Raw genomic sequence first — 20,594 nt, 5'->3', positions numbered from 1 at the left:
GATCAGAAGCCGGCGATGCCGAGGTCGTGTAACCGCTCCCGCAGTTGCACGACTTCCGGCGCCTTGAAGAAAGCCTCCAGCTGCATCGCACGGACCTTGCCGATGCCCGGTTGCTCCTGCCACTGCAAAGCGCTGCGGGCGGCCAGTGCGGACCAGTCTTCCCCCGCTGGATGAGCATTGGGGGAGGGCGCGCCGAGTGCGCGCAGCCAGGCGGCGAACGAGCGTTGGTGAGCCAGCTGGAACTGCTGGTGCAGGGTGGCGGCGCTGCGCTCGCCCAGGCCGGGCACCTGGCTCAATTGCTCTGGTGTCAGGGGCATCCAATCGAGCAGTCCTGTCAGCAGGCCGGCTTCGTGCAGGCGCCGCCAGGTACCTGGGCCGACGCCGGAAAGCCCCAGGCCATGCTTGCCGCCCAGCCAATCGAGTCGAGCGAGGAACTGTTCCTCGCAGCCCTCATCGGGCCTCCAGCAGGACAGGGCGTTGAACTGGTCGTCCGTGGGGGCAGCCATTTCGGGGCGAGTCGGCGAGCGCCAGACCACGCCGTCCAGGCGCGGGATGGTCAGCCCCGCGAGGGCAACGGCGACCTGATCACCGGGCCGGATATCGAGGCTGCGCCAGCGCCTGAGCGAGCCGGCGCCGACGCGCCGGATGGTCCTGCCATCCAGCTCCACGGGGGCGAGATGCAGCACCGGTGTCACCCGCCCGCTGCGGCCGACCTTGAACTCCACGCGCCGCACCTCGGCCAGTGCCTGTTGATGCGGGTACTTCCAGGCCACCGCCCAGCCCGGTGTCTGTGTGCTCCAGGCCTTGCCCGGCGGTCGGCGGCCCTGGCGGATGACGATGCCGTCGCTGGCGAAAGGCAGCGCCTGGCGATACCAGCGCTCGCGCCAGGCCTCTATATCCGGCAGGCCAGTAACCGCTTCGGTGAGCGCGGCGCTGTCGCCGAGTCCCAGTTGGCGCAAGCGCTCCAGGCGTTCGGGCATCTCCAGCGGCCCGTCCGGCAACTCCCAGACGAACAGGCCGATCTGCGCGCCCTCGTCCCCCAGTTCCTGGCGCGCCATCAGCCCGGCGACCTTGCCGCGCGTACCCGCACCGCCTTTCCGCGCTTGCACATGCTGCGGCAGGCGCCAGTACAACTCGCCTTGCAGTACCAGCTCACTGTTCGTGTCGGGCAATTCCTTGGGGATGGCGGCAATCCGCTGCGCATTGGCAGTCCAGTCCTGCCCGCGTGTGCCGTCGCCACGGCTGATTGCCCGGGTGAGCCGGCCGTTGCCGTAGATCAGCGTGACCGCCACGCCGTCGACCTTGGGCTGCACCCAGAGGTCGCCGCGGTGCGCCAGCCAGATGCGCACGGCCGCGGCATCGGGAAGCTTGTCGAGGCCGGTATGCGCGAACGGGTGGCGTACCTCCCCGGCGCTGCTGGCCAGCGGCTCCGCGGGGGCGGCAGGGGCTTGCGGGAAGCACGCCTGCCATTGCCGCAGGCGCTCGCGGGCCTGGTCGTAGAGTTCGTCGGCGACCGGCGACTGGCCGTCGCGGTGGTAGGCGTCGTCCCACTGCTTCAGCTGTGCGCGGAGCGCATCGATCTGCCGGAGTGCCTGCTCGGCCGGCCAGTCGGGGCAGGCCTTGGCGACGAGGGGAAGGCAAAGCAGGAAGGCGAGGGCAGGGCGAAGCATGGCTGGCGTCCGGGCGGCGGAAACCCGCAAGGCTAGGACTGGGAAGCGGTGCCCGACGCCGGGATGGACGTGGATTCTTCGCGACGGCTTGTGGGAGCGCGGAAACGAAAAAGCCCCGCTGAGGCGGGGCTTTTCCTGCTACCGGGTCTTACAGGCCGGCGGCGTCACGCAGGGCTGCAGCCTTGTCGGTGCGCTCCCAGGTGAAGGCGGTGAAGGTGTCGTCACCGTAGGTCATTTCGAACGGGTTGCGACCGAAGTGGCCGTAGGCCGCGGTCGGCTGGTACATCGGGTGCAGCAGGTCGAGCATCTTGGTGATCGCGTACGGACGCAGGTCGAAGTGCTCGCGGACCAGCTGGATGATCTTGTCATCGCTGATCTTGCCGGTGCCGAAGGTGTTGATCGAGATGGAGGTCGGCTGGGCCACGCCGATGGCGTAGGACACCTGGATCTCGCAGCGCTCGGCCAGGCCAGCGGCAACGATGTTCTTGGCGACGTAGCGGCCGGCGTAGGCAGCCGAACGGTCGACCTTGGACGGGTCCTTGCCGGAGAACGCGCCGCCGCCGTGACGGGCCATGCCGCCGTAGGAGTCGACGATGATCTTGCGGCCGGTCAGGCCGCAGTCGCCCACCGGGCCGCCGATCACGAAGTTGCCGGTCGGGTTGATATGGAACTGGGTGTCCTTGTGCAGCAGTTCGGCCGGCAGCACCTGCTTGATGATCAGCTCCATCACGCCTTCGCGCAGGTCCTTGTAGCTGACTTCCGGGTTGTGCTGGGTGGACAGGACGATGGCGTCGATGCCAACGACCTTGCCGCCTTCGTAGCGGCAGGTGACCTGGGACTTGGCGTCCGGGCGCAGCCACGGCAGCAGGCCGGATTTGCGAGCCTCGGCCTGGCGCTCCACCAGACGGTGGGAGAAGCAGATCGGCGCGGGCATCAGCACGTCGGTTTCGTTGCTGGCGTAGCCGAACATCAGGCCCTGGTCGCCAGCGCCCTGATCTTCCGGCTTGGCGCGGTCGACGCCCTGGTTGATGTCCACCGACTGCTTGCCGATGATGTTCAGCACGCCGCAGGTGGCGCCGTCGAAGCCGACGTCGGAGCTGTTGTAGCCGATGTCGATGATGACCTTGCGCACCAGGTCTTCCAGATCGACCCAGGCAGAGGTGGTGACTTCACCGGCGATGATCGCGACACCGGTCTTCACCAGGGTTTCGCAGGCCACGCGGGCGTATTTGTCCTTGGCGATGATGGCGTCGAGCACCGCATCGGAAATCTGGTCCGCGATCTTGTCCGGATGGCCTTCGGAGACGGATTCGGAGGTGAAAACTGAGTATTCGCTCATCTAACGGTTCCCATTCAATTACCGGTGGGTGAGGACGCTTCGCGAATCCGGTTTGGCGAAGTGCCGTACCTGGATCTGAAAGCCATTACGTAAACCGATGTAAACACTTTCGCCGGACGCGAGCCCGGCGGCGTCGGCCCAGTGGGCCAGGTCTTCCTGTTCGAACCCCAGCCAGAGATCACCGCAGGCCTCGCGAGCCCAGCTCTGATCGTGGCTGCAGAGCTCGGTCACCAGCAGGCTGCCACCGGGTTTTACCAGGTGCGCCAGCTGCTTCACGGCCTCCGCCGGTGCGGCGAAGTGATGCAGCACCATGTTCAGCACCACGCAGTCCGCCGCGTCGTCGACATCCTGCAGGGCGTCGCCCAGCCGCAGCCGGACGTTGTTCAAACCTTCGCTGGCGCAACGTTGTCGCGCCATCTCGAGCATGGTCTCGCTGTTGTCCAGCGCCGTGACCTGATCGAAACGCCGGGCCAGCTCGGGGAGGAATCCGCCGTCGCCGGGGCCGACTTCCAGCGCCGTGGCGCCGGGGGCAAAGCTCAGTGCATCGAGCAATGCCAGCACGCTTTCGCGGTATTGCGGCAGTCCTGCGATCAGGTCCTGGGTCGCCTGGAACTTCTCCGCGCTGCGGGCGAAGTAGTCCCGGCTCACGGCGGCACGCTGGGCGTGCACGCCATCGACGCGGGCACTGACGTCATCGGCCAGTGCCAGTTCGTCCACTTCTTCGAGCAACGCGCCGTGCAACGTGCCGCCCAGGCTTTCGCTCTGGGGCAGGGCGCGGCGATAGAAAATCGCGTTGCCTTCGCGGCGGGTGGCCACCAGGCCAGCCTGGGCCAGCACCTTCAGGTGGTGGCTCATGCCCGATTGGCGGACGCCGAAGATGTGCGCCAGCTCCAGTACGCCGAACGAATCGTTGGCCAGCACCCGCAGGACGTTCAGCCGCAGCGGATCGCCGCCGGCCTTGCACAGGGCAGCCAGCTGGTCGCAATCGTCGTGGCGGATTTCGGGCAGGCGCAGACTCATAGGTCGCGCAGTCTAGTCGTGGCTTTCGGGGTGGGCAATAGCTGTATCAAAAAGTTTTGATATTGGCGGATGAGTGGTTTTTGACCAGGTGGACGGTCGGTGCGTGTGCCTTGCATCAGGCATCTGCTGATCTGTCATTGCCCCGCAGGGCCTGGCTGGGCGAAAATACCGGCCTTTTTTCATTCCCTTCGATCTTTCGAAGCAGCCCCGCAGGAGATTCAGCGATGCCCAGCCGTCGTGAGCGAGCCAACGCCATCCGCGCACTGAGCATGGACGCCGTGCAGAAAGCCAACAGCGGCCATCCCGGCGCCCCCATGGGCATGGCGGATATAGCTGAAGTCCTCTGGCGCGACTACCTCAAGCACAACCCGAGCAACCCGCAGTGGGCTGACCGCGACCGCTTTGTGCTGTCCAACGGTCATGGCTCGATGCTGATCTACTCGCTGCTGCACCTCACCGGTTACGACGTCACCGTCGATGACCTGAAGAACTTCCGCCAGATGCACTCGCGCACCCCGGGCCACCCGGAGTACGGCTACACCGCAGGCGTCGAGACCACCACCGGCCCGCTGGGCCAGGGCATCGCCAACGCCGTGGGCATGGCGCTGGCCGAGAAGGTGCTGGCCGCACAGTTCAACCGCGACGGCCACAGCATCGTCGACCACTACACCTACGCCTTCCTGGGCGACGGCTGCATGATGGAGGGCATCTCCCATGAAGTCGCCTCGCTGGCCGGCACCCTGCGTCTGAACAAGCTGGTCGCCTTCTACGACGACAACGGCATCTCCATCGATGGCGAAGTCCACGGCTGGTTCACCGACGACACTCCCAAGCGCTTCGAAGCCTACGGCTGGCAGGTGATCCGCAACGTCGACGGGCATGACGCCGACGAGATCAAGACTGCCATCGAGACCGCCCGCAAGAGCGATGCGCCGACGCTGATCTGCTGCAAGACCATCATCGGCTTCGGCTCGCCGAACAAGCAGGGCAAGGAAGAAAGCCACGGCGCTGCCCTGGGCGTCGACGAAGTGGCCGCCACCCGCGCCGCGCTGGGCTGGAACCACGCGCCGTTCGAAGTCCCGGCCGACATCTACGCCGAGTGGAGCGCCAAGGACAACGGCGCGACCCGCGAAGCCGAGTGGAACAAGCGCTTCGCTGCCTACCAGGCCGCGCACCCGGAACTGGCCGCCGAGTTCGAGCGCCGCGTTGCTGGTGAGCTGCCGGCCGATTTCGCCGAGAAGGCTGCCGCCTACGTCGCCGACGTCGCGCTGAAAGGCGAGACCATCGCCAGCCGCAAGGCCAGCCAGAATGCCCTGAACGCCTTCGGCCCGCTGCTGCCGGAACTGCTGGGCGGCTCCGCCGACCTCGCCGGTTCCAACCTGACCCTGTGGAAGGGCTGCAAGGGCGTGAGCGCCGACGACGCCAACGGCAACTACCTGTTCTACGGCGTGCGCGAGTTCGGCATGAGCGCCATCATGAACGGCGTGGCCCTGCATGGCGGCTTCATCCCCTACGGCGCGACCTTCCTGATCTTCATGGAATACGCCCGCAACGCGGTGCGCATGTCTGCCCTGATGAAGCAGCGCGTGCTCTACGTGTTCACCCACGACTCCATCGGCCTGGGCGAAGACGGCCCGACCCACCAGCCGATCGAGCAGCTGGCCAGTCTGCGCCTGACCCCGAACCTGGACACCTGGCGCCCGGCGGATGCCGTGGAATCCGCGGTGGCCTGGAAGTACGCCATCGAGCGCGCCGACGGCCCGTCCGCCCTGATCTTCAGCCGCCAGAACCTGCCGCACCAGCCGCGCGATGCCGCCCAACTGGCCGACGTGGCCCGTGGCGCCTACGTGCTGAAAGACTGCGACGGCGAGCCGGAACTGATCCTGATCGCCACCGGCTCCGAAGTCGGCCTGGCCGTCCAGGCGTTCGACAAGCTCAGCGCCGAAGGCCGCAAGGTACGCGTGGTCTCCATGCCGTCCACCAGCGTCTTCGACCAGCAGGACGCCGGCTACAAGCAGGCCGTACTGCCGGTCCAGGTGGCTGCGCGTATCGCCATCGAAGCTGCCCACGCCGACTACTGGTACAAGTACGTTGGCCTGGAAGGCCGCGTGATCGGCATGACCACCTTCGGTGAGTCGGCCCCGGCCCCGGCGCTGTTCGAGCACTTCGGCTTCACCGTCGAGAACGTGCTGGAAGTCGCCGCCGAGCTGCTCGAGGCCTGACGAGCGCCTGAACCTGCCGGGGCGCATCACGCCCCGGCAGCGATCACCTAGGGATAACAATGTCCAAGCGCCCTTACCGAGTTGCCCTCAACGGCTATGGCCGTATCGGCCGCTGCGTGTTCCGTGCCCTGCACGAGCGCGGCGCCAAGGCTGATTTCTCCATCGTCGCGCTGAACGACCTGGCGGACCTGGCCAGCCTGGAATACCTCACCCGCTTCGACTCCACCCACGGCCGCTTCCCCGGCGAGGTGAGCGTGGCCGACGGCTGCCTGCATGTCGGCGGCGACTGTGTGAAGGTGTTCCGCGAAGCCGAGCCCGAGGCCATCGACTGGCGCGCCCTGGACATCGACCTGGTGCTGGAATGCTCGGGTGTCTACAACACCCGCGCTGACGGCGAGCGCTTCCTCGGCGCCGGAGCGCCGCGGGTGCTGTTCTCCCAACCGATGGCCAGCGAGGCGGACATCGATGCCACCGTGGTCTTCGGCATCAACCAGCAGGGCCTCTCCGGCGCCGAGACGCTGGTATCCAACGCGTCCTGCACCACCAACTGCAGCGTGCCGTTGCTCAAGTTGCTGAACGAGGCCGTGGGCATCGAGTACGTCTCGATCACCACCATCCACTCGGCGATGAACGACCAGCCGGTGATCGATGCCTACCACCACGAAGACCTGCGCCGCACGCGCTCGGCCTTCCAGTCGGTGATCCCGGTGTCCACGGGACTGGCGCGCGGCATCGAGCGCCTGCTGCCGGAACTCGCCGGGCGAATCCAGGCCAAAGCTATTCGGGTGCCGACAGTGAACGTCTCGGCCCTGGACATCACCCTGCAGGTCTCCCGCGATACCTCCGCCGAAGAGATCAACCGCGTGCTGCGCCAGGCCGCCACCGAAGGCCCGCTGAAAGGCCTGCTGGCGTACACCGAGTTGCCCCACGCCAGCTGCGATTTCAATCACGACCCGCACTCGGCCATCGTCGATGGCAGCCAGACCCGCGTTTCCGGCCCCCGCCTGGTGAACGTGCTGGCCTGGTTCGACAACGAGTGGGGGTTCGCCAACCGCATGCTCGACACCGCAGGGCACTTCCTGCGGGTCGCTGCTACCGAACGTTAATCAAACAGCCCCAACAGGACTGACTGTCATGACCGTGTTGAAGATGACCGACCTCGACCTCCAAGGTAAGCGCGTGCTGATCCGCGAAGACCTCAACGTTCCGGTGAAGGACGGTGTGGTCAAGAGCGACGCGCGCATCCTGGCCTCGCTGCCGACCATCAAGCTGGCCCTGGAGAAGGGCGCGGCGGTGATGGTCTGCTCGCACCTGGGCCGCCCGACCGAAGGTGAGTACTCCGAAGAGAACAGCCTGCAGCCGGTTGCCGACTACCTGTCCAAGGCTCTGGGCCGCGCCGTGCCGTTGGTCAAGGACTACCTGGGCGGCGTCGACGTGAAGCCGGGTGAAGTCGTGCTGTTCGAGAACGTGCGCTTCAACAAGGGTGAGAAGAAGAACGCCGACGAGCTGGCCCAGCAATACGCCGCCCTGTGCGACGTGTTCGTCATGGATGCCTTTGGCACCGCCCACCGCGCCGAGGGTTCCACCCACGGCGTGGCCAAGTTCGCCAAGGTTGCCGCCGCTGGCCCGCTGCTGGCCGCCGAGCTGGAAGCGCTGGGCAAGGCCCTGGGCAACCCGGCGCGCCCGATGGCCGCCATCGTTGCCGGTTCCAAGGTCTCCACCAAGCTCGACGTGCTGAACAGCCTGGCGCTGATCTGCGACCAGCTGATCGTCGGCGGCGGCATCGCCAACACCTTCCTCGCCGCGGCCGGCCACAAGGTCGGTAAATCGCTGTACGAGGCCGACCTGGTCGACACCGCCAAGGCCATCGCCGCCAAGGTCAGCGTGCCGCTGCCGGTGGACGTCGTGGTAGCCAAGGAATTCGCCGAGACCGCCGTCGCCACCGTCAAGGACATCGCTGACGTGGCCGACGACGACATGATCCTGGACATCGGTCCGAAGACCGCCGCCCAGTTCGCTGAGCTGCTGAAAACCTCCAAGACCATCCTGTGGAACGGTCCGGTGGGCGTGTTCGAGTTCGACCAGTTCGGCGAAGGCACGAAGACCCTGGCCAAGGCCATCGCCGAAGGCTCCGCCTTCAGCATCGCCGGCGGTGGCGATACCCTGGCGGCTATCGACAAGTACGGCATCGGCGAGCAGATCTCCTACATTTCCACCGGTGGTGGCGCCTTCCTCGAGTTCGTCGAGGGCAAGGTCCTGCCGGCCGTGGAAGTGCTGGAGCAGCGCGCCAAGGCCTGATCCTGGCGACACTGCCGGGCGACAGTAAAGCAAACCTCTGCGGCATCCCCGGGTCAGAAGTCTTGTGTGGATGCCAAGGAGAACGGTCATGCGAGCTGTCACCCCTCTGCTGTCGTTTTGCCTCGTGCTGGTCGGCTGTGCCGGAAGCGGTGGAGCCCCCAGCACCTGTGAAGTGATGAGCCCGCCCTCGGTCATGGTGCCTTCGGACCAGAACCGCGAACGGGTGGAAAGCCAGAGCAGCGGCGATCCGACGCCTGACCAGAAACCGGTGAATTGCCCCTGAGGCAACGCCCTGGCGGCAGGGATCACGGTCTGACAGTGCCGCCCGCGCCCAGGCGCAGGCGGCACTGGCGTTCCTGTGACGGGACGGGCAATCTGGCGCATTGGATATCCGGCGGCGCGTCCGCCCGAAGGAGAGTCGCCCGATGCTGCGTTATCTCGTCCCGGCCCTGGCCCTTTCGCTGGTGGCGGGTTGTTCCAGTCACTCGACGGGCGGCAAATCCGCTACGCAGGGCGGTTGGAACCAGTGGGTCTGCGACAGTGAGGCTGAGGTGCGGTGGCGCTACGTCGACCCCAGCAAGTCGGTCGTCGACCTGAAGCTGGGTGAGGATGACGTGGTTCATCACCTGGAAGAGGAACCCGGCGGCTCCGGCGCTTTCTATAGCGACGGGCTGATCGGCTTGAGCATCAAAGGCGACCAGGGCCTGGTCTACTGGGTCGAGAGCAACGACCTGATCGGTCGTGGTTGCAAGGCGCGCTGAGCGCCGATTGTCCGGCATGCGCCGGAAGACTTGAACACGGCCTGCCCCTGCGGCAGGCTTCCAAACATGTAGTTAAGGGGCTCGTGTAACCGAGCCTGACTTCTGGGAGAAGCGAAGACCATGGCACTCATCAGCATGCGCCAAATGCTGGACCACGCCGCCGAGTTCGGCTACGGCGTTCCGGCTTTCAACGTCAACAACCTGGAGCAGATGCGCGCCATCATGGAAGCGGCCGACAAGACCGATTCCCCGGTGATCGTGCAGGCCTCCGCCGGTGCCCGCAAATACGCCGGCGCGCCCTTCCTGCGCCACCTGATCCTCGCGGCCATCGAAGAGTTCCCGCACATTCCGGTGTGCATGCACCAGGACCACGGCACCAGCCCTGACGTCTGCCAGCGCTCCATCCAGCTGGGCTTCTCCTCCGTCATGATGGACGGCTCGCTGAAGGAAGACGGCAAGACCCCGGCCGACTACGAGTACAACGTCCGTGTCACCCAGCAGACCGTTGCCTTCGCCCACGCCTGTGGCGTGTCCGTGGAAGGCGAGCTGGGTTGCCTGGGCTCCCTGGAAACCGGCATGGCTGGTGAGGAAGACGGCGTTGGCGCCGAAGGCGTACTGGATCACAGCCAGCTGCTGACCGACCCGGAAGAGGCCGCTGACTTCGTCAAGAAGACCCAGGTCGATGCCCTGGCCATTGCCATCGGCACCAGCCATGGTGCCTACAAGTTCACCAAGCCGCCGACCGGCGACGTGCTGTCCATCGAGCGCATCAAGGAAATCCACAAGCGCATCCCCAACACCCACCTGGTGATGCACGGCTCCTCCTCGGTGCCGCAAGAGTGGCTGAAGGTGATCAACGAGTTCGGCGGCGACATCAAGGAAACCTACGGCGTGCCGGTCGAGGAAATCGTTGAAGGCATCAAGCACGGCGTGCGTAAGGTCAATATCGACACCGACCTGCGCCTGGCTTCCACCGGTGCCATCCGCCGCATGATGGCCGAGCAGCCGAGCGAGTTCGACCCGCGCAAGTTCTTCGCCAAGACCATCGTCGCCATGCGGGATATCTGCATCGCTCGTTACGAAGCCTTCGGCACCGCCGGCCACGCCTCCAAGATCAAGCCGATCTCCCTGGAAGGCATGTTCCAGCGTTACGCCAAGGGTGAGCTGGTGTCGAAGGTCAACTGATCTCGAGTCCGGTGCACGCTCTCGCTCTGTTTCTGACGAGCTGAAGAGTTGAAGAGTTGAAGAGCCCCGCCCTGCGGGGCTCTTTCGTATCCGCCAGAAGGAAAACGCCGATGCTGCGTGCCTTGCTTTGCGTCCTGCTGCTGACGTTCCTCGCCGGCTGTTCACTGCGCCCGGCCGCGCCTGTCGCGCCGTCACCCAAGCCTCCGGTGGACCTGCCGGCGGACGCGCAGAACTGCCTGACTCACCAGGAGTGTACGCTCAAGACCTCGCGCACCCTGCTGTTCGTCTTCGATTATGCCGAGGCGGGTGCAGCCCTGGTGGAGAACGAGAACCGCGTACTGAGTACGCCGGAGAAGGCTCCGAAGCAGGGCTGGCCGGCTATCCGTATCCAGCTGGCCGATCCGGATGGTGGCCGCTTCGAGTTCTCCAGCGAATGCCGACAGAAGCGCTGTCGTATCAAGGACTCGCGCCTGCTCAGCTGCTACCGTAGCTATCTTGATGGACAGACCTGTCGGTTCCGCTGAGCGCTGATGCTTGGGCCGGGCCGGCTCTGGAGGCGCGATGACGGATGTACATGGCAGTGCGCAGGAAGGTTTCTCCCGTGAGGCGAAGGCATACGCCCACGGGCGCCCGGACTATCCCGACGAGTTGCTGGGCTGGCTCGGCGAAGAGCTGGGCATAGGTGACAGCAAGGAAGTGGTCGACCTCGGTGCAGGTACCGGGAAGTTCACTTCCCTGTTGCTGCGTACCGGTGCGCAGGTTACCGCCATCGAGCCAGTTGCGGCCATGCGGGAGCAGCTCAGCACTTCCCTGCCTGCTGTGAAGGTGCTCAGTGGCACGGCCCAGGCGATGCCGCTGGCGGCGGAAAGCGTCGATGCGCTGACCTGCGCCCAGGCCTTCCACTGGTTCGCCGACGCGCGGGCGCTGGAAGAAATCCATCGCGTCCTGCGGCCGGGTGGCCACCTCGGCCTGGTGTGGAATGTACGCGATGAACGCGTCGACTGGGTCGCCCAGGTGACGCGCATTCTCGAGCGCTACGAAGGCAGCACGCCACGCTTCCACACCGGGCAATGGCGTCGCGCCTTTGCCGGGTCGCGCTTTGAAGATATGCGCCTGCGCGAATTCAGCTACCAGCACATCGGTCCGCCGGAGCAGGTAATTGTCGCGCGTACCCTGTCGGTGAGCTTTATTGCGGCGCTGCCCGAAGAGCAGAAGCAGCGCGTCACCGAGCAACTGCATGAACTGATCGCCACGCACCCGACGTTGAAGGGACGCAGCGAAGTTGCCTTCCCCTATCGCACCGAGGCCTACAGCACCCGCGCGCTGGCCTGACCGGGGAATGCGGTAGACTGGCGGACGTTTCCTCCGCCAGTCGTTTCCCATGCAGCCGCTTCGTTATCTCCAGGCCTATCCTCCACAACTCCAGGACCAGGTGCGCCAGCTCATCGAGCAGGACCGCCTCGGCGAGTACCTGGAGCGCCGCTATCCCGGTCGTCATGACGTACAGAGCGACAAGGCGCTGTACGGCTATGCCATGGACCTCAAGCAGCAGTACATGCGCACCGCGCCAGCGGTGGACAAGGTCCTCTACGACAATAAGCTGGATGTAGTACAGCGCGCGCTGGGCCTGAACACGGCAATCTCGCGCGTGCAGGGTGGCAAGCTCAAGGCGAAGAAGGAAATCCGCGTCGCCTCGTTGTTCAAGGACGCGGCGCCCGAGTTCCTGCAGATGATCGTCGTCCACGAACTGGCGCACCTGAAGGAGCGCGACCACAGCAAGGCCTTCTACCAGCTCTGCGAGCACATGCTGCCCGGTTACCACCAACTGGAGTTCGACCTGCGCGTCTACTTGACCTGGCGCGACCTGCCTCAGTAGTACAGGCGCCCCAGGTAGAGCAGAGCCAGGCACCACGGCAGCAACAGGGCGATGCCCAGGTAATGCAGCGCCTTCCGCGTGCCGCTCTCACCTCGGTTAACCCAATTGATCCCCGCCAGTACCAGCGCATAGGCCGCGAGGCCCGCCAGCAGCCATTCGTATTGCTCTGTTGTAGGCGATACCGGGCCGAGGTGGGTATGGGTGAGGTGCCATGCGCAAAGGGCGATGGCCGGCACCAGGAGGGCCAGCGCCACCAGGATTCGTCCAGTGAGCTGCAGCAGAAAGGCGATGAGCAGTCCCGCCAGGCCGGTGCTGGCAATCAGCACGGCAAACAACTGGTCGAGATAGACAAGGTCGGGCATGGGCTCGAGTGAGCGGGGTTGCCCGAGCAGGCGCAGCAAAGGCGCGCCAAGCAGAAGGGCGATCAGGCAGAACAGCCAGCCAAACAGGGGGCGCGCCATCCGAGGCTCCTGATGAAGTTGCTGCGGGAAGCCCCTGACGCGCCGGATGGGGTCGGTCGCCTGGGGTTGTTCGCCGCCGCAAAGCCCAGATTAATCAATGATTTGGCTAAATGCCATGATTTTGTCGGGAATAATTCCCAAAAATGAGAAGGCCCCTCCGGGGAGGGGCCTTGCTGTCAGAACAGGTCGATCGGCGCTTCTTCATCCGCTGGCATGCCGCTGCCGGGAGCGCTGCCTGGCGCCAGTTCGTTCATCGACGGTGGCGTGTCTTCGTTCTTGAACAGTTCGAAGTACGCACCCGGAGTGCCCGGAGGTGCCGCACGGCCGGTGACCGGGTCGATGCGCAGGCTGACCAGGCCGGGCGGTTCGGGCAGCAGGTGCGACGGTTTGTCTTTCAGTGCTGCGCCCATGTAGCGCATCCAGATCGGCAGAGCGACGTTGCCGCCGTATTCGGCGCGGCCGAGGCTTTCCGGCTGGTCGAAGCCTACCCAGACGGTGGTCATGAAGTCGGCGTTGAAGCCGGAGAACCAGGCGTCCTTCGATTCGTTGGTGGTACCGGTCTTGCCAGCCAGATCGTCACGCTTGAGCGCCAGGGCGCGGCGGCCGGTGCCGCGCTTGATCACGTCCTGCAGCATGCTGGTCATGATGTACGCGGTACGCGCATCGATGACGCGCTCGGCAGCGGCCGGCTCGATAGTGGTCTTGGCCTGGCTCGGGTCATCGTTGCCGAAGGCGTCGGTGGCGGCCGGTTGCGGTTGCGCCTGCACCTGTTCCTCGTTCTGGGGAATGCTCGGCGGGTTGGCCTGGTACAGCACCTGCCCGTCGCGGCTTTCGATGCGCTGCACGATGTACGGCGAGACCTTGAAGCCGCCATTGGCGAAGACGGTCCAGGCACTGGCGATCTCCATGGGCGTCAGGGTCGCGGTGCCCAGGGCCATGGACAGGTTGGGCGGAAGGTCGTCCTTGTTCAGGCCGAACTTGCTGATGCAATCGCGTGCGCGATTGACGCCCAGGGCCTGGAGAATGCGGATCGACACCATGTTGCGCGACTTGTACAGCGCCTCGCGCATGGGGATTGGGCCGAGGAAGGTATTGGTGTCGTTCTTCGGACGCCAGACCTTGTCCAGGTACTCGTCGTAGAACACCACCGGGGCGTCGTTGATCAGCGAGGCGGCGGTGAAGCCGTTGTCCAGCGCACAGCTGTAGATGAACGGCTTGAAGCTGGAGCCGGGCTGGCGACGGGCCTGGGTGGCACGGTTGTAGTTGCTCTGTTCGAAGGAGAAGCCGCCCACCAGTGCCATGATCGCGCCGTCCTGCGGGTTGAGCGAGACCAGGGCGCTCTGCGCGGCCGGCACCTGGGTCAGGCGCAACGAGCCGTCGTCCTTGCGCTGCACGCGGATCACATCGCCAGCCTGCACCACGTCGCTGGGCTGGCTGGGCATGCGGCCCATACTGTTGTTGCTCAGATAGGGGCGGGCCCACTTCATGCCGTCCCAGCTCAGGGCTTCTTCCTTGCCGTCACGGGTCATGACCATGGCGCCGCTCTTCTCGACCTGAGTGACGATGGCGGGTTCCAGGCCGCCGAGCGGGCGCTGCTGCGCGATGGCCTGGCGCCAGGCGTCACGAGTCTTGCCGGGGAGGCGCGTCTCGGGGCCGCGGTAGCCGTGGCGCTGGTCGTAGTCCTGCAAGCCTTCGCGCAGGGCGGTGTTGGCGTCTTCCTGCAGGTCGCTGCGCACCGTGGTATAGACGCGATAGCCCTCGGTGTAGGCGTCGCCACCGAAGCGGCCGACCAGTTCGGCGCGGGCCATCTCGGCGATGTATGGGGCTGCCAGCTCCGGAGTCTGGACGTGGTAGGACGCACCGACCGGTTCCTGGATGGCGGCCTGATAACGCTGCTGGTCGATGAAGCCGAGCTTGAGCATGCGCTCGAGAATCCAGTTGCGACGCTCCAGGCTGCGCGCGGCGTTGGCCAGCGGGTTGTAGCGCGACGGTGCCTTGGGCAGGCCGGCGATCATCGCCATCTGCGCCAGGCTCAGGTCCTTGATGGACTTGCCGTAATAAACCTGCGCGGCGGCTTCGACGCCGTAGGCACGGTTGCCCAGGTAGATCTTGTTGACGTAGAGCTCGAGGATCTCGTCCTTGGTGAGCGAGCGCTCGATCTGCAGGGCGAGCAGGATCTCATTGATCTTGCGAGAGAAGCTTCGTTCGTTGGTGAGGAAGTAGTTCTTCGCCACCTGCATGGTGATGGTACTGCCACCGGTCTGGATGTGGCCGGTCTTCAATAATTGCGCGGCAGCACGCATCAGGCTTTTGACGTCCACGCCATAATGGTTGGCGAAATTGTCATCTTCAGCCGATAACAGTGCGTGGGTGAAATCCGGGGGGATTTCAGCAAATCGAATCGGCGTTCGGCGCATCTCGCCAAACTCTGCTATCAATTTGTTATCAGCACTGTACACGCGCAGCGGCATCTGCAACCGCACGTTGCGCAAGGCCTCCACGGACGGAAGGTTCGGGCTGAGGTACAGATAGGCGCCGCTGAAACTGAGCAGCACTCCACAAATAATGGTGACGCAGGTCCACCACAGAAACTTCAGCAGGCGCATCGGGAAGGTCTTGGATTTCCAGAGAAAAGAAAGAGTTAAGCGGATGGCGCGGTAAAAAGGGAAAAGCTGATCACATTATAAGCAGTTTTTTTGCTGGCGAGCCATTTGCGAAGCTGTCAAGTCTGGTATCTAATGTGGAAAAACATAAATCGTCCGTAAGTCTCGGATGCTGATAGGAAATCAGTCGTGCTAGGGCTCTTCAATAAGAAAGCGAACACGCTGCTGGGGATAGACATCAGTTCGACTTCGGTCAAACTTCTCGAATTGAGCCGCTCTGGAGGCCGCTACAAGGTAGAGGCCTACGCTGTCGAGCCGCTCCCGCCCAATGCAGTGGTAGAAAAGAACATCGCTGAGCTGGAGGGTGTCGGCCAGGCGTTGTCACGTGTGGTCGCCAAGGCGCGGACCGCAGTGAAAACGTCTGCGGTCGCGGTAGCCGGCTCGGCGGTCATCACTAAAACCATCGAGATGGACGGCGGTCTCTCGGACGACGAGCTGGAAAATCAGCTCAAGATCGAAGCCGATCAGTACATCCCCTATCCCCTCGAAGAGGTCGCGATCGACTTCGAGGTGCAGGGCACGTCCGCACGCAACGCGGATCGCGTCGATGTTCTTCTCGCCGCTTGCCGGAAGGAGAACGTCGAGGTGCGCGAAGCCGCGCTGGCGCTCGCGGGTCTGACGGCCAAGGTTGTCGACGTCGAAGCCTACGCGCTGGAGCGAGCATTCAGTCTGCTGGGAGACCAGCTGGGCGGCAATGCCGACGAGCTCACAGTTGCGGTGGTCGATATCGGCGCCACCATGACTACGCTCAGCGTCCTGCACCATGGCCGCACCATCTATACGCGTGAGCAGCTTTTCGGCGGGCGTCAGCTCACCGAGGAGATCCAGCGTCGCTATGGACTGTCGGTCGAGGAAGCGGGTCTCGCCAAGAAGCAGGGCGGTCTTCCGGATGACTACGACAGCGAAGTACTGCAGCCGTTCAAGGACGCCGTGGTTCAGCAGGTGTCGCGTTCGCTGCAGTTCTTCTTCGCGGCCGGCCAGTTCAACGATGTGGACTACATCCTGCTGGCGGGAGGCACTGCGTCCATCCCTGACCTGGATCGCTTGATCCAGCAGAAGATCGGTACTCCGACCCTGGTGGCCAACCCCTTCGCCGACATGGTGCTGAGCGGTAAGGTCAACGCCGGTGCGCTGGCCAGTGATGCGCCCGCGCTGATGATTGCCTGCGGTCTGGCGATGAGGAGTTTCGACTGATGGCACGCATCAACCTATTGCCGTGGCGGGAGCAGCTGCGCGAGGAGCGCAAGCAGCGCTTCCTGGTGATCCTGGGTGCCGTTCTGCTGGCTTCCGGGGCGATCGTTTTCCTGGGTGATCAGTACTTCAACTCGGCCATCGAGAACCAGACTGCGCGCAACGACTTCCTGCGCAAGGAAATCGCCGTGCTGGATGCGCGCATCAAGGAGATCAGCGAGCTGAAGACCCGTCGCCAGCAATTGCTGGAACGGATGAAGATCATTCAGGACCTGCAGGGCAACCGCCCGATCATTGGCCGCGTGTTCGACCAGCTGGTCCGCACCTTGCCCGATGGCGTCTACTTCACTGAGCTGAAGATGTCCGGGAAGTCCATTGCCATTGCCGGCGCGGCCGAGTCCAACAATCGCGTCTCCAACCTCATGCGCAACCTCGATTCGTCGGAGTGGCTGACTTCGCCGAACCTGACTGAAGTGAAGGCTATTACCCAGGGCGCCCTGGATCAGGCGAATGTCTTCCAGTTGACGGTGCAACAGACCCAGCCCGGCAGCGAGGAGCAGGACAAGCAGAGCACCCCGCAAGGAGCCAAGAAATGAGTCTGGCCAGTTCTCTGGAGAGCTTGCGCAAGGTCGATATCAACGACCTTGATCTGAACAACCTTGGTTCCTGGCCGGCAGCCGTCAAGGTCATCGCCTGTATCCTGCTGATGGCTGTGGTTCTGGCGCTTGGCTACAACTTCCATCTGAAGGAACTGCAGGAGCAGCTCGACCGCAATCGTGAGGAAGAGCAGACCCTCAAGCAGCAGTTCTCGACCAAGGCCTTCCAGGCGGCGAACCTGGAAGCCTACAAAGGGCAGATGAAGGAGATGGAAGAATCCTTCGGCGCCTTGCTGCGTCAGCTGCCGAGCGACACCGAGGTGCCCGGCCTGCTGGAAGACATCACCCGCACTGGCCTGGGTAGTGGTCTGGAGTTCGAAGAGATCAAGCTGCTGCCGGAAGTGACCCAGCAGTTCTATATCGAGCTGCCCATCCAGATCAGTGTCGTGGGCGGGTACCACGATCTGGCGACCTTCGTCAGTGGCGTGTCCAGCCTGCCGCGGATCGTGACGCTGCATGACTTCGACATCAAGCCGGCGAGCACGGACAGCACCTCCAAGCTGCGCATGAGCATCCTGGCGAAAACCTACCGCTACAACGACAAGGGCGTTAAGGCCCCGGCGGCTGGAGCCAAGACAGGAGCTAAGAAATGAGGGGGCGCCTGATCATTTGCAGTTTCCTGCTCCTGTCCTTGAACGGTTGTGGCTCGGGTAGTGATTTTGCCGACCTGCAGAGCTACATGGACGAAGTCCGCGCTCGCCCGAAGGGGACGATCGAGCCGATGCCCAAGTTCCAGACCTATGAGGCCTTTACCTATAGCGCTTCGTCCCTGCGCAGTCCCTTCCAGCCGCCGGTGAAGATCGACCTGGCGGTCAAGCAGAAGGGCAACAGGGTTATCAAGCCCGATGAAACACGGGTCAAGCAGTTCCTCGAGGGCTTCAACATCGAAACCTTCGAAATGGTCGGCACCCTGGCCAAGGACAGTCAGGTATTTGCTCTCGTGAAAGGTGCAGGAGGGGTGCATCGGGTACGAGTGGGTGACTACCTTGGACGCAACGACGGCAAGATCGTTGCGATCAACGAAGCCAAGATCGACGTGATTGAAATCGTTCCTGATGGTGAGGGTGGCTGGCTGGAGCGTCCGCGCAGTCTGACTCTCAAGGAACGCTCCTAAGGGCGGGGATGAACATGGATAACAAACAGCAGTCTGCACGACGGATTCAGACGATGAATAGAAAGCTTTCCCGCCTCGGCATTTCCGTGCTCGCGGCCGTATTCGCGCCGGCCCTGCTGGCCGCGAACCTGCAGAGTGTTGATGTCGCGGCACTGCCGGGCGATCGCGTGGAGCTGAAACTGGGCTTCGACGAACCGGTGGCCGCACCGCGTGGCTACACCATCGAGCAGCCGGCGCGCATCGCGCTTGACCTGCCGGGTGTGCAGAACAAACTGGGCAGCAAGAACCGCGAACTGGGAGTGGGCAATGCCCGCAGCCTGACCGTGGTCGAGGCGAAGGACCGTACTCGCCTGATCGTCAATCTGGCGACCCTGGTGCCGTACAGCACCCGTGCGGAAGGTTCGAACCTGTACGTCGTGGTCGGTGCGGGGGCAGCGACTTCCAGCTCCTACGCGTCTGCAGCGCCGGTAGCTGCTCCGGCCGCCAAGCCCGCTCAGCCCAAGCCGTACGTCCCGGCTGGCAAGGCGATTCGCAATATCGACTTCCAGCGTGGCGAGCAGGGTGAGGGCAATGTCGTGATCGATCTGTCCGATCCGACTGTCAGCCCGGACATTCAGGAGCAGGGCGGCAAGATTCGCCTGGACTTCCCGCGTACCCAGCTGCCGGACAACCTGCGCGTTCGTCTGGACGTGAAGGACTTCGCTACCCCGGTTCAGCTCGTCAATGCTTCCGCGGTCGGCGACAAGGCCAGCATCACCATCGAGCCGACCGGTCTGTACGACTATCTCGTCTACCAGACCGATAATCGCATGACCGTCAGCATCAAGCCGCTGACCCAGGACGATGCCGAGAAGCGCAAGAAGGACACCTTCGCCTATACCGGTGAAAAGCTCTCTCTGAACTTCCAGGACATCGATGTGCGCTCGGTGCTGCAGTTGATCGCTGACTTCACCGACCTGAACCTGGTGGCTTCGGATACCGTGCAGGGCAACATCACCCTGCGCCTGCAGAACGTACCGTGGGATCAGGCGCTGGACCTGGTGCTCAAGACCAAGGGTCTGGACAAGCGCAAGGTTGGTAACGTGCTGCTGGTCGCGCCAGCTGACGAGATCGCGGCTCGCGAGCGTCAGGAACTGGAGGCGCAGAAGCAGATCTCCGAACTGGCTCCGCTGCGTCGCGAGCTGATTCAGGTGAACTACGCCAAGGCTGCGGACATCGCCAAGCTGTTCAGCTCCGTTACCGGCAGCGGTGGTGGCGCTCCGGGCGTCGCGGCGGCTGCACAGAGTGATAACCGCGGCTCGATCACCGTGGATGACCGTACCAACAGCATCATTGCGTACCAGACCCAGGATCGCCTGGATGAGCTGCGCCGCATCGTCGCCCAGCTGGACATCCCGGTTCGTCAGGTGATGATCGAGGCGCGCATTGTCGAAGCCAACGTCGACTACACCAAGGAGTTGGGTGTGAACTGGAGCGGTTCGCTCTCCGGACACGGCAACTTCGATGTCTCCGGCGGCACCAACAGCACCGGCAATACCTTCGTTGACCTGGGCGCGTCGAATACCACCCCGACTTCGGGCATCAGCATCGGCTTCACCACCAACAACACCATCCTGGACCTCCAGCTCAACGCGATGGAGAAAACCGGTAACGGTGAAGTGGTGTCCCAGCCGAAGGTCGTTACCTCGGACAAGGAAACCGCGAAGATCCTGAAAGGCTCGGAGATTCCCTACCAGGAAGCCAGCTCCAGCGGCGCGACCTCGGTGTCCTTCAAGGAGGCGGCGCTGTCGCTGGAAGTGACCCCGCAGATCACCCCGGACAATCGCATCATCATGGAAGTGAAGGTCAACAAGGACGAGCCGGACTACGCCAACGCCCTGAATGGCGTGCCGCCGATCAAGAAGAACGAGGTGAACGCGAAAGTGCTGGTCAACGATGGTGAAACCATCGTGATCGGTGGCGTGTTCTCCAACACCCAGACCAAGTCCACGGCCAAGGTGCCGTTCCTGGGCGACGTGCCGATGATCGGCCGCCTGTTCAAGAACGACTATGTGACCGACAGCAAGAACGAGCTGCTGGTTTTCCTTACCCCGCGGATCATGAATAATCAGGCCATTGCAATCGGCCGTTGATCAATG

The 20,594-nt window shown here is 64.0% G+C and carries 19 protein-coding genes; 14 read left to right on the top strand and 5 right to left on the bottom strand.

The window, feature by feature from the left end; translation table 11 throughout:
• Positions 1–2 precede the first annotated feature (2 nt).
• The 3 genes from ligB to ACKI1H_RS02230 form a co-directional block, all read right to left on the bottom strand.
• The gene (gene ligB / locus ACKI1H_RS02240; protein ID WP_440467552.1) at positions 3–1,670 is read right to left on the bottom strand and encodes an NAD-dependent DNA ligase LigB; all 1,668 of its coding nucleotides are present in this window, start codon (positions 1,668–1,670) and stop codon (positions 3–5) included.
• Positions 1,671–1,818: 148 nt separating this feature from the next.
• The gene (metK, locus tag ACKI1H_RS02235) at positions 1,819–3,009 is read right to left on the bottom strand and encodes a methionine adenosyltransferase (RefSeq protein ID WP_081515406.1); all 1,191 of its coding nucleotides are present in this window, start codon (positions 3,007–3,009) and stop codon (positions 1,819–1,821) included.
• An 18-nt stretch (positions 3,010–3,027) separates the two neighbouring features.
• Positions 3,028–4,029 carry an ArsR/SmtB family transcription factor gene (locus ACKI1H_RS02230; protein WP_138523558.1) on the bottom strand — a complete coding sequence of 334 codons (1,002 nt, stop codon included), beginning with the start codon at positions 4,027–4,029 and terminating at the stop codon, positions 3,028–3,030.
• Positions 4,030–4,253: 224 nt separating this feature from the next.
• On the opposite strand from ACKI1H_RS02230, the gene tkt reads away from it, so the two are divergent.
• The 9 genes from tkt to ACKI1H_RS02185 all read left to right on the top strand — a co-directional run bounded on the left by tkt (position 4,254) and on the right by ACKI1H_RS02185 (position 12,371).
• Entirely contained in the window at positions 4,254–6,251 is a 1,998-nt protein-coding gene (gene tkt, locus ACKI1H_RS02225; RefSeq protein ID WP_440467551.1) for a transketolase, read from the top strand.
• A 59-nt stretch (positions 6,252–6,310) separates the two neighbouring features.
• Positions 6,311–7,357, top strand: coding sequence for an erythrose-4-phosphate dehydrogenase (gene epd / locus ACKI1H_RS02220; protein WP_138213923.1), 1,047 nt, complete (start codon positions 6,311–6,313; stop codon positions 7,355–7,357).
• Positions 7,358–7,385: 28 nt separating this feature from the next.
• The gene (locus tag ACKI1H_RS02215; RefSeq protein ID WP_138523551.1) at positions 7,386–8,549 is read left to right on the top strand and encodes a phosphoglycerate kinase; all 1,164 of its coding nucleotides are present in this window, start codon (positions 7,386–7,388) and stop codon (positions 8,547–8,549) included.
• 88 nt (positions 8,550–8,637) lie between these two features.
• Positions 8,638–8,832, top strand: coding sequence for a hypothetical protein (locus tag ACKI1H_RS02210; RefSeq protein WP_138523549.1), 195 nt, complete (start codon positions 8,638–8,640; stop codon positions 8,830–8,832).
• 142 nt (positions 8,833–8,974) lie between these two features.
• Positions 8,975–9,310 (top strand): MliC family protein, encoded by a 336-nt coding sequence (locus ACKI1H_RS02205; RefSeq protein WP_440467550.1) that lies wholly within the window; start codon positions 8,975–8,977, stop codon positions 9,308–9,310.
• A gap of 120 nt (positions 9,311–9,430) precedes the next feature.
• Positions 9,431–10,495: a class II fructose-bisphosphate aldolase gene (fba, locus tag ACKI1H_RS02200; protein ID WP_024764154.1), complete on the top strand. Its 1,065-nt coding sequence runs from the start codon at positions 9,431–9,433 to the stop codon at positions 10,493–10,495.
• Positions 10,496–10,605: 110 nt separating this feature from the next.
• Positions 10,606–11,019 carry a hypothetical protein gene (locus ACKI1H_RS02195; protein WP_440467549.1) on the top strand — a complete coding sequence of 138 codons (414 nt, stop codon included), beginning with the start codon at positions 10,606–10,608 and terminating at the stop codon, positions 11,017–11,019.
• Between the two features lie 37 nt (positions 11,020–11,056).
• Positions 11,057–11,827, top strand: coding sequence for a methyltransferase domain-containing protein (locus tag ACKI1H_RS02190; protein WP_440467548.1), 771 nt, complete (start codon positions 11,057–11,059; stop codon positions 11,825–11,827).
• A 49-nt stretch (positions 11,828–11,876) separates the two neighbouring features.
• Positions 11,877–12,371: a YgjP-like metallopeptidase domain-containing protein gene (locus tag ACKI1H_RS02185; protein WP_081515415.1), complete on the top strand. Its 495-nt coding sequence runs from the start codon at positions 11,877–11,879 to the stop codon at positions 12,369–12,371.
• Here the strand turns inward: ACKI1H_RS02185 and ACKI1H_RS02180 are convergent.
• Positions 12,365–12,832 carry a hypothetical protein gene (locus tag ACKI1H_RS02180; RefSeq protein WP_440467547.1) on the bottom strand — a complete coding sequence of 156 codons (468 nt, stop codon included), beginning with the start codon at positions 12,830–12,832 and terminating at the stop codon, positions 12,365–12,367. The two genes, ACKI1H_RS02185 and ACKI1H_RS02180, sit on opposite strands and share 7 nt — an antisense overlap.
• Before the next feature lie 176 nt (positions 12,833–13,008).
• Positions 13,009–15,438 carry a penicillin-binding protein 1A gene (locus ACKI1H_RS02175; RefSeq protein ID WP_138523535.1) on the bottom strand — a complete coding sequence of 810 codons (2,430 nt, stop codon included), beginning with the start codon at positions 15,436–15,438 and terminating at the stop codon, positions 13,009–13,011.
• Positions 15,439–15,624: 186 nt separating this feature from the next.
• Here ACKI1H_RS02175 and ACKI1H_RS02170 point away from each other — a divergent pair, with 186 nt between their 5' ends.
• From ACKI1H_RS02170 to pilQ, 5 genes are read left to right on the top strand one after another with little or no spacing between them, the layout of a single operon-like run.
• Entirely contained in the window at positions 15,625–16,689 is a 1,065-nt protein-coding gene (locus tag ACKI1H_RS02170) for a pilus assembly protein PilM (RefSeq protein WP_017520515.1), read from the top strand.
• Positions 16,689–17,282, top strand: coding sequence for a type 4a pilus biogenesis protein PilN (gene pilN / locus ACKI1H_RS02165; protein ID WP_138523533.1), 594 nt, complete (start codon positions 16,689–16,691; stop codon positions 17,280–17,282). Before ACKI1H_RS02170 ends, pilN begins: the two co-directional genes overlap by 1 nt.
• Positions 17,279–17,935 carry a type 4a pilus biogenesis protein PilO gene (gene pilO, locus ACKI1H_RS02160; RefSeq protein ID WP_138523531.1) on the top strand — a complete coding sequence of 219 codons (657 nt, stop codon included), beginning with the start codon at positions 17,279–17,281 and terminating at the stop codon, positions 17,933–17,935. The genes pilN and pilO overlap by 4 nt, the downstream gene beginning before the upstream one ends.
• Positions 17,932–18,456, top strand: a complete 525-nt coding sequence (gene pilP, locus ACKI1H_RS02155; protein WP_138523529.1) for a type 4a pilus biogenesis lipoprotein PilP — start codon at positions 17,932–17,934, stop codon at positions 18,454–18,456. The genes pilO and pilP overlap by 4 nt, the downstream gene beginning before the upstream one ends.
• 53 nt (positions 18,457–18,509) lie before the next feature.
• Positions 18,510–20,588, top strand: coding sequence for a type IV pilus secretin PilQ (pilQ, locus tag ACKI1H_RS02150; RefSeq protein ID WP_440467546.1), 2,079 nt, complete (start codon positions 18,510–18,512; stop codon positions 20,586–20,588).
• The last annotated feature ends 6 nt before the right edge of the window (positions 20,589–20,594 follow it).

Source organism: Pseudomonas sp. YH-1 (genome assembly GCF_051990045.1).
GTDB lineage: Bacteria > Pseudomonadota > Gammaproteobacteria > Pseudomonadales > Pseudomonadaceae > Pseudomonas > Pseudomonas nicosulfuronedens.
This window is presented reverse-complemented; position numbering and strand designations above follow the sequence as displayed.

What these genes read in the sequence shown, in the direction of transcription:
- pilP (WP_138523529.1), top strand. Translation starts at nt 17,932, where the DNA reads ATGAGGGGGCGCCTGATCATTTGCAGTTTCCTGCTCCTGTCCTTGAAC.
- ligB (WP_440467552.1), bottom strand. Translation starts at nt 1,670, where the DNA reads ATGCTTCGCCCTGCCCTCGCCTTCCTGCTTTGCCTTCCCCTCGTCGCC.
- ACKI1H_RS02190 (WP_440467548.1), top strand. Translation starts at nt 11,057, where the DNA reads ATGACGGATGTACATGGCAGTGCGCAGGAAGGTTTCTCCCGTGAGGCG.
- tkt (WP_440467551.1), top strand. Translation starts at nt 4,254, where the DNA reads ATGCCCAGCCGTCGTGAGCGAGCCAACGCCATCCGCGCACTGAGCATG.
- metK (WP_081515406.1), bottom strand. Translation starts at nt 3,009, where the DNA reads ATGAGCGAATACTCAGTTTTCACCTCCGAATCCGTCTCCGAAGGCCAT.
- pilQ (WP_440467546.1), top strand. Translation starts at nt 18,510, where the DNA reads ATGAATAGAAAGCTTTCCCGCCTCGGCATTTCCGTGCTCGCGGCCGTA.
- ACKI1H_RS02205 (WP_440467550.1), top strand. Translation starts at nt 8,975, where the DNA reads ATGCTGCGTTATCTCGTCCCGGCCCTGGCCCTTTCGCTGGTGGCGGGT.
- ACKI1H_RS02180 (WP_440467547.1), bottom strand. Translation starts at nt 12,832, where the DNA reads ATGGCGCGCCCCCTGTTTGGCTGGCTGTTCTGCCTGATCGCCCTTCTG.
- ACKI1H_RS02175 (WP_138523535.1), bottom strand. Translation starts at nt 15,438, where the DNA reads ATGCGCCTGCTGAAGTTTCTGTGGTGGACCTGCGTCACCATTATTTGT.
- ACKI1H_RS02230 (WP_138523558.1), bottom strand. Translation starts at nt 4,029, where the DNA reads ATGAGTCTGCGCCTGCCCGAAATCCGCCACGACGATTGCGACCAGCTG.
- pilO (WP_138523531.1), top strand. Translation starts at nt 17,279, where the DNA reads ATGAGTCTGGCCAGTTCTCTGGAGAGCTTGCGCAAGGTCGATATCAAC.
- ACKI1H_RS02210 (WP_138523549.1), top strand. Translation starts at nt 8,638, where the DNA reads ATGCGAGCTGTCACCCCTCTGCTGTCGTTTTGCCTCGTGCTGGTCGGC.
- fba (WP_024764154.1), top strand. Translation starts at nt 9,431, where the DNA reads ATGGCACTCATCAGCATGCGCCAAATGCTGGACCACGCCGCCGAGTTC.
- ACKI1H_RS02185 (WP_081515415.1), top strand. Translation starts at nt 11,877, where the DNA reads ATGCAGCCGCTTCGTTATCTCCAGGCCTATCCTCCACAACTCCAGGAC.
- ACKI1H_RS02195 (WP_440467549.1), top strand. Translation starts at nt 10,606, where the DNA reads ATGCTGCGTGCCTTGCTTTGCGTCCTGCTGCTGACGTTCCTCGCCGGC.
- pilN (WP_138523533.1), top strand. Translation starts at nt 16,689, where the DNA reads ATGGCACGCATCAACCTATTGCCGTGGCGGGAGCAGCTGCGCGAGGAG.
- epd (WP_138213923.1), top strand. Translation starts at nt 6,311, where the DNA reads ATGTCCAAGCGCCCTTACCGAGTTGCCCTCAACGGCTATGGCCGTATC.
- ACKI1H_RS02215 (WP_138523551.1), top strand. Translation starts at nt 7,386, where the DNA reads ATGACCGTGTTGAAGATGACCGACCTCGACCTCCAAGGTAAGCGCGTG.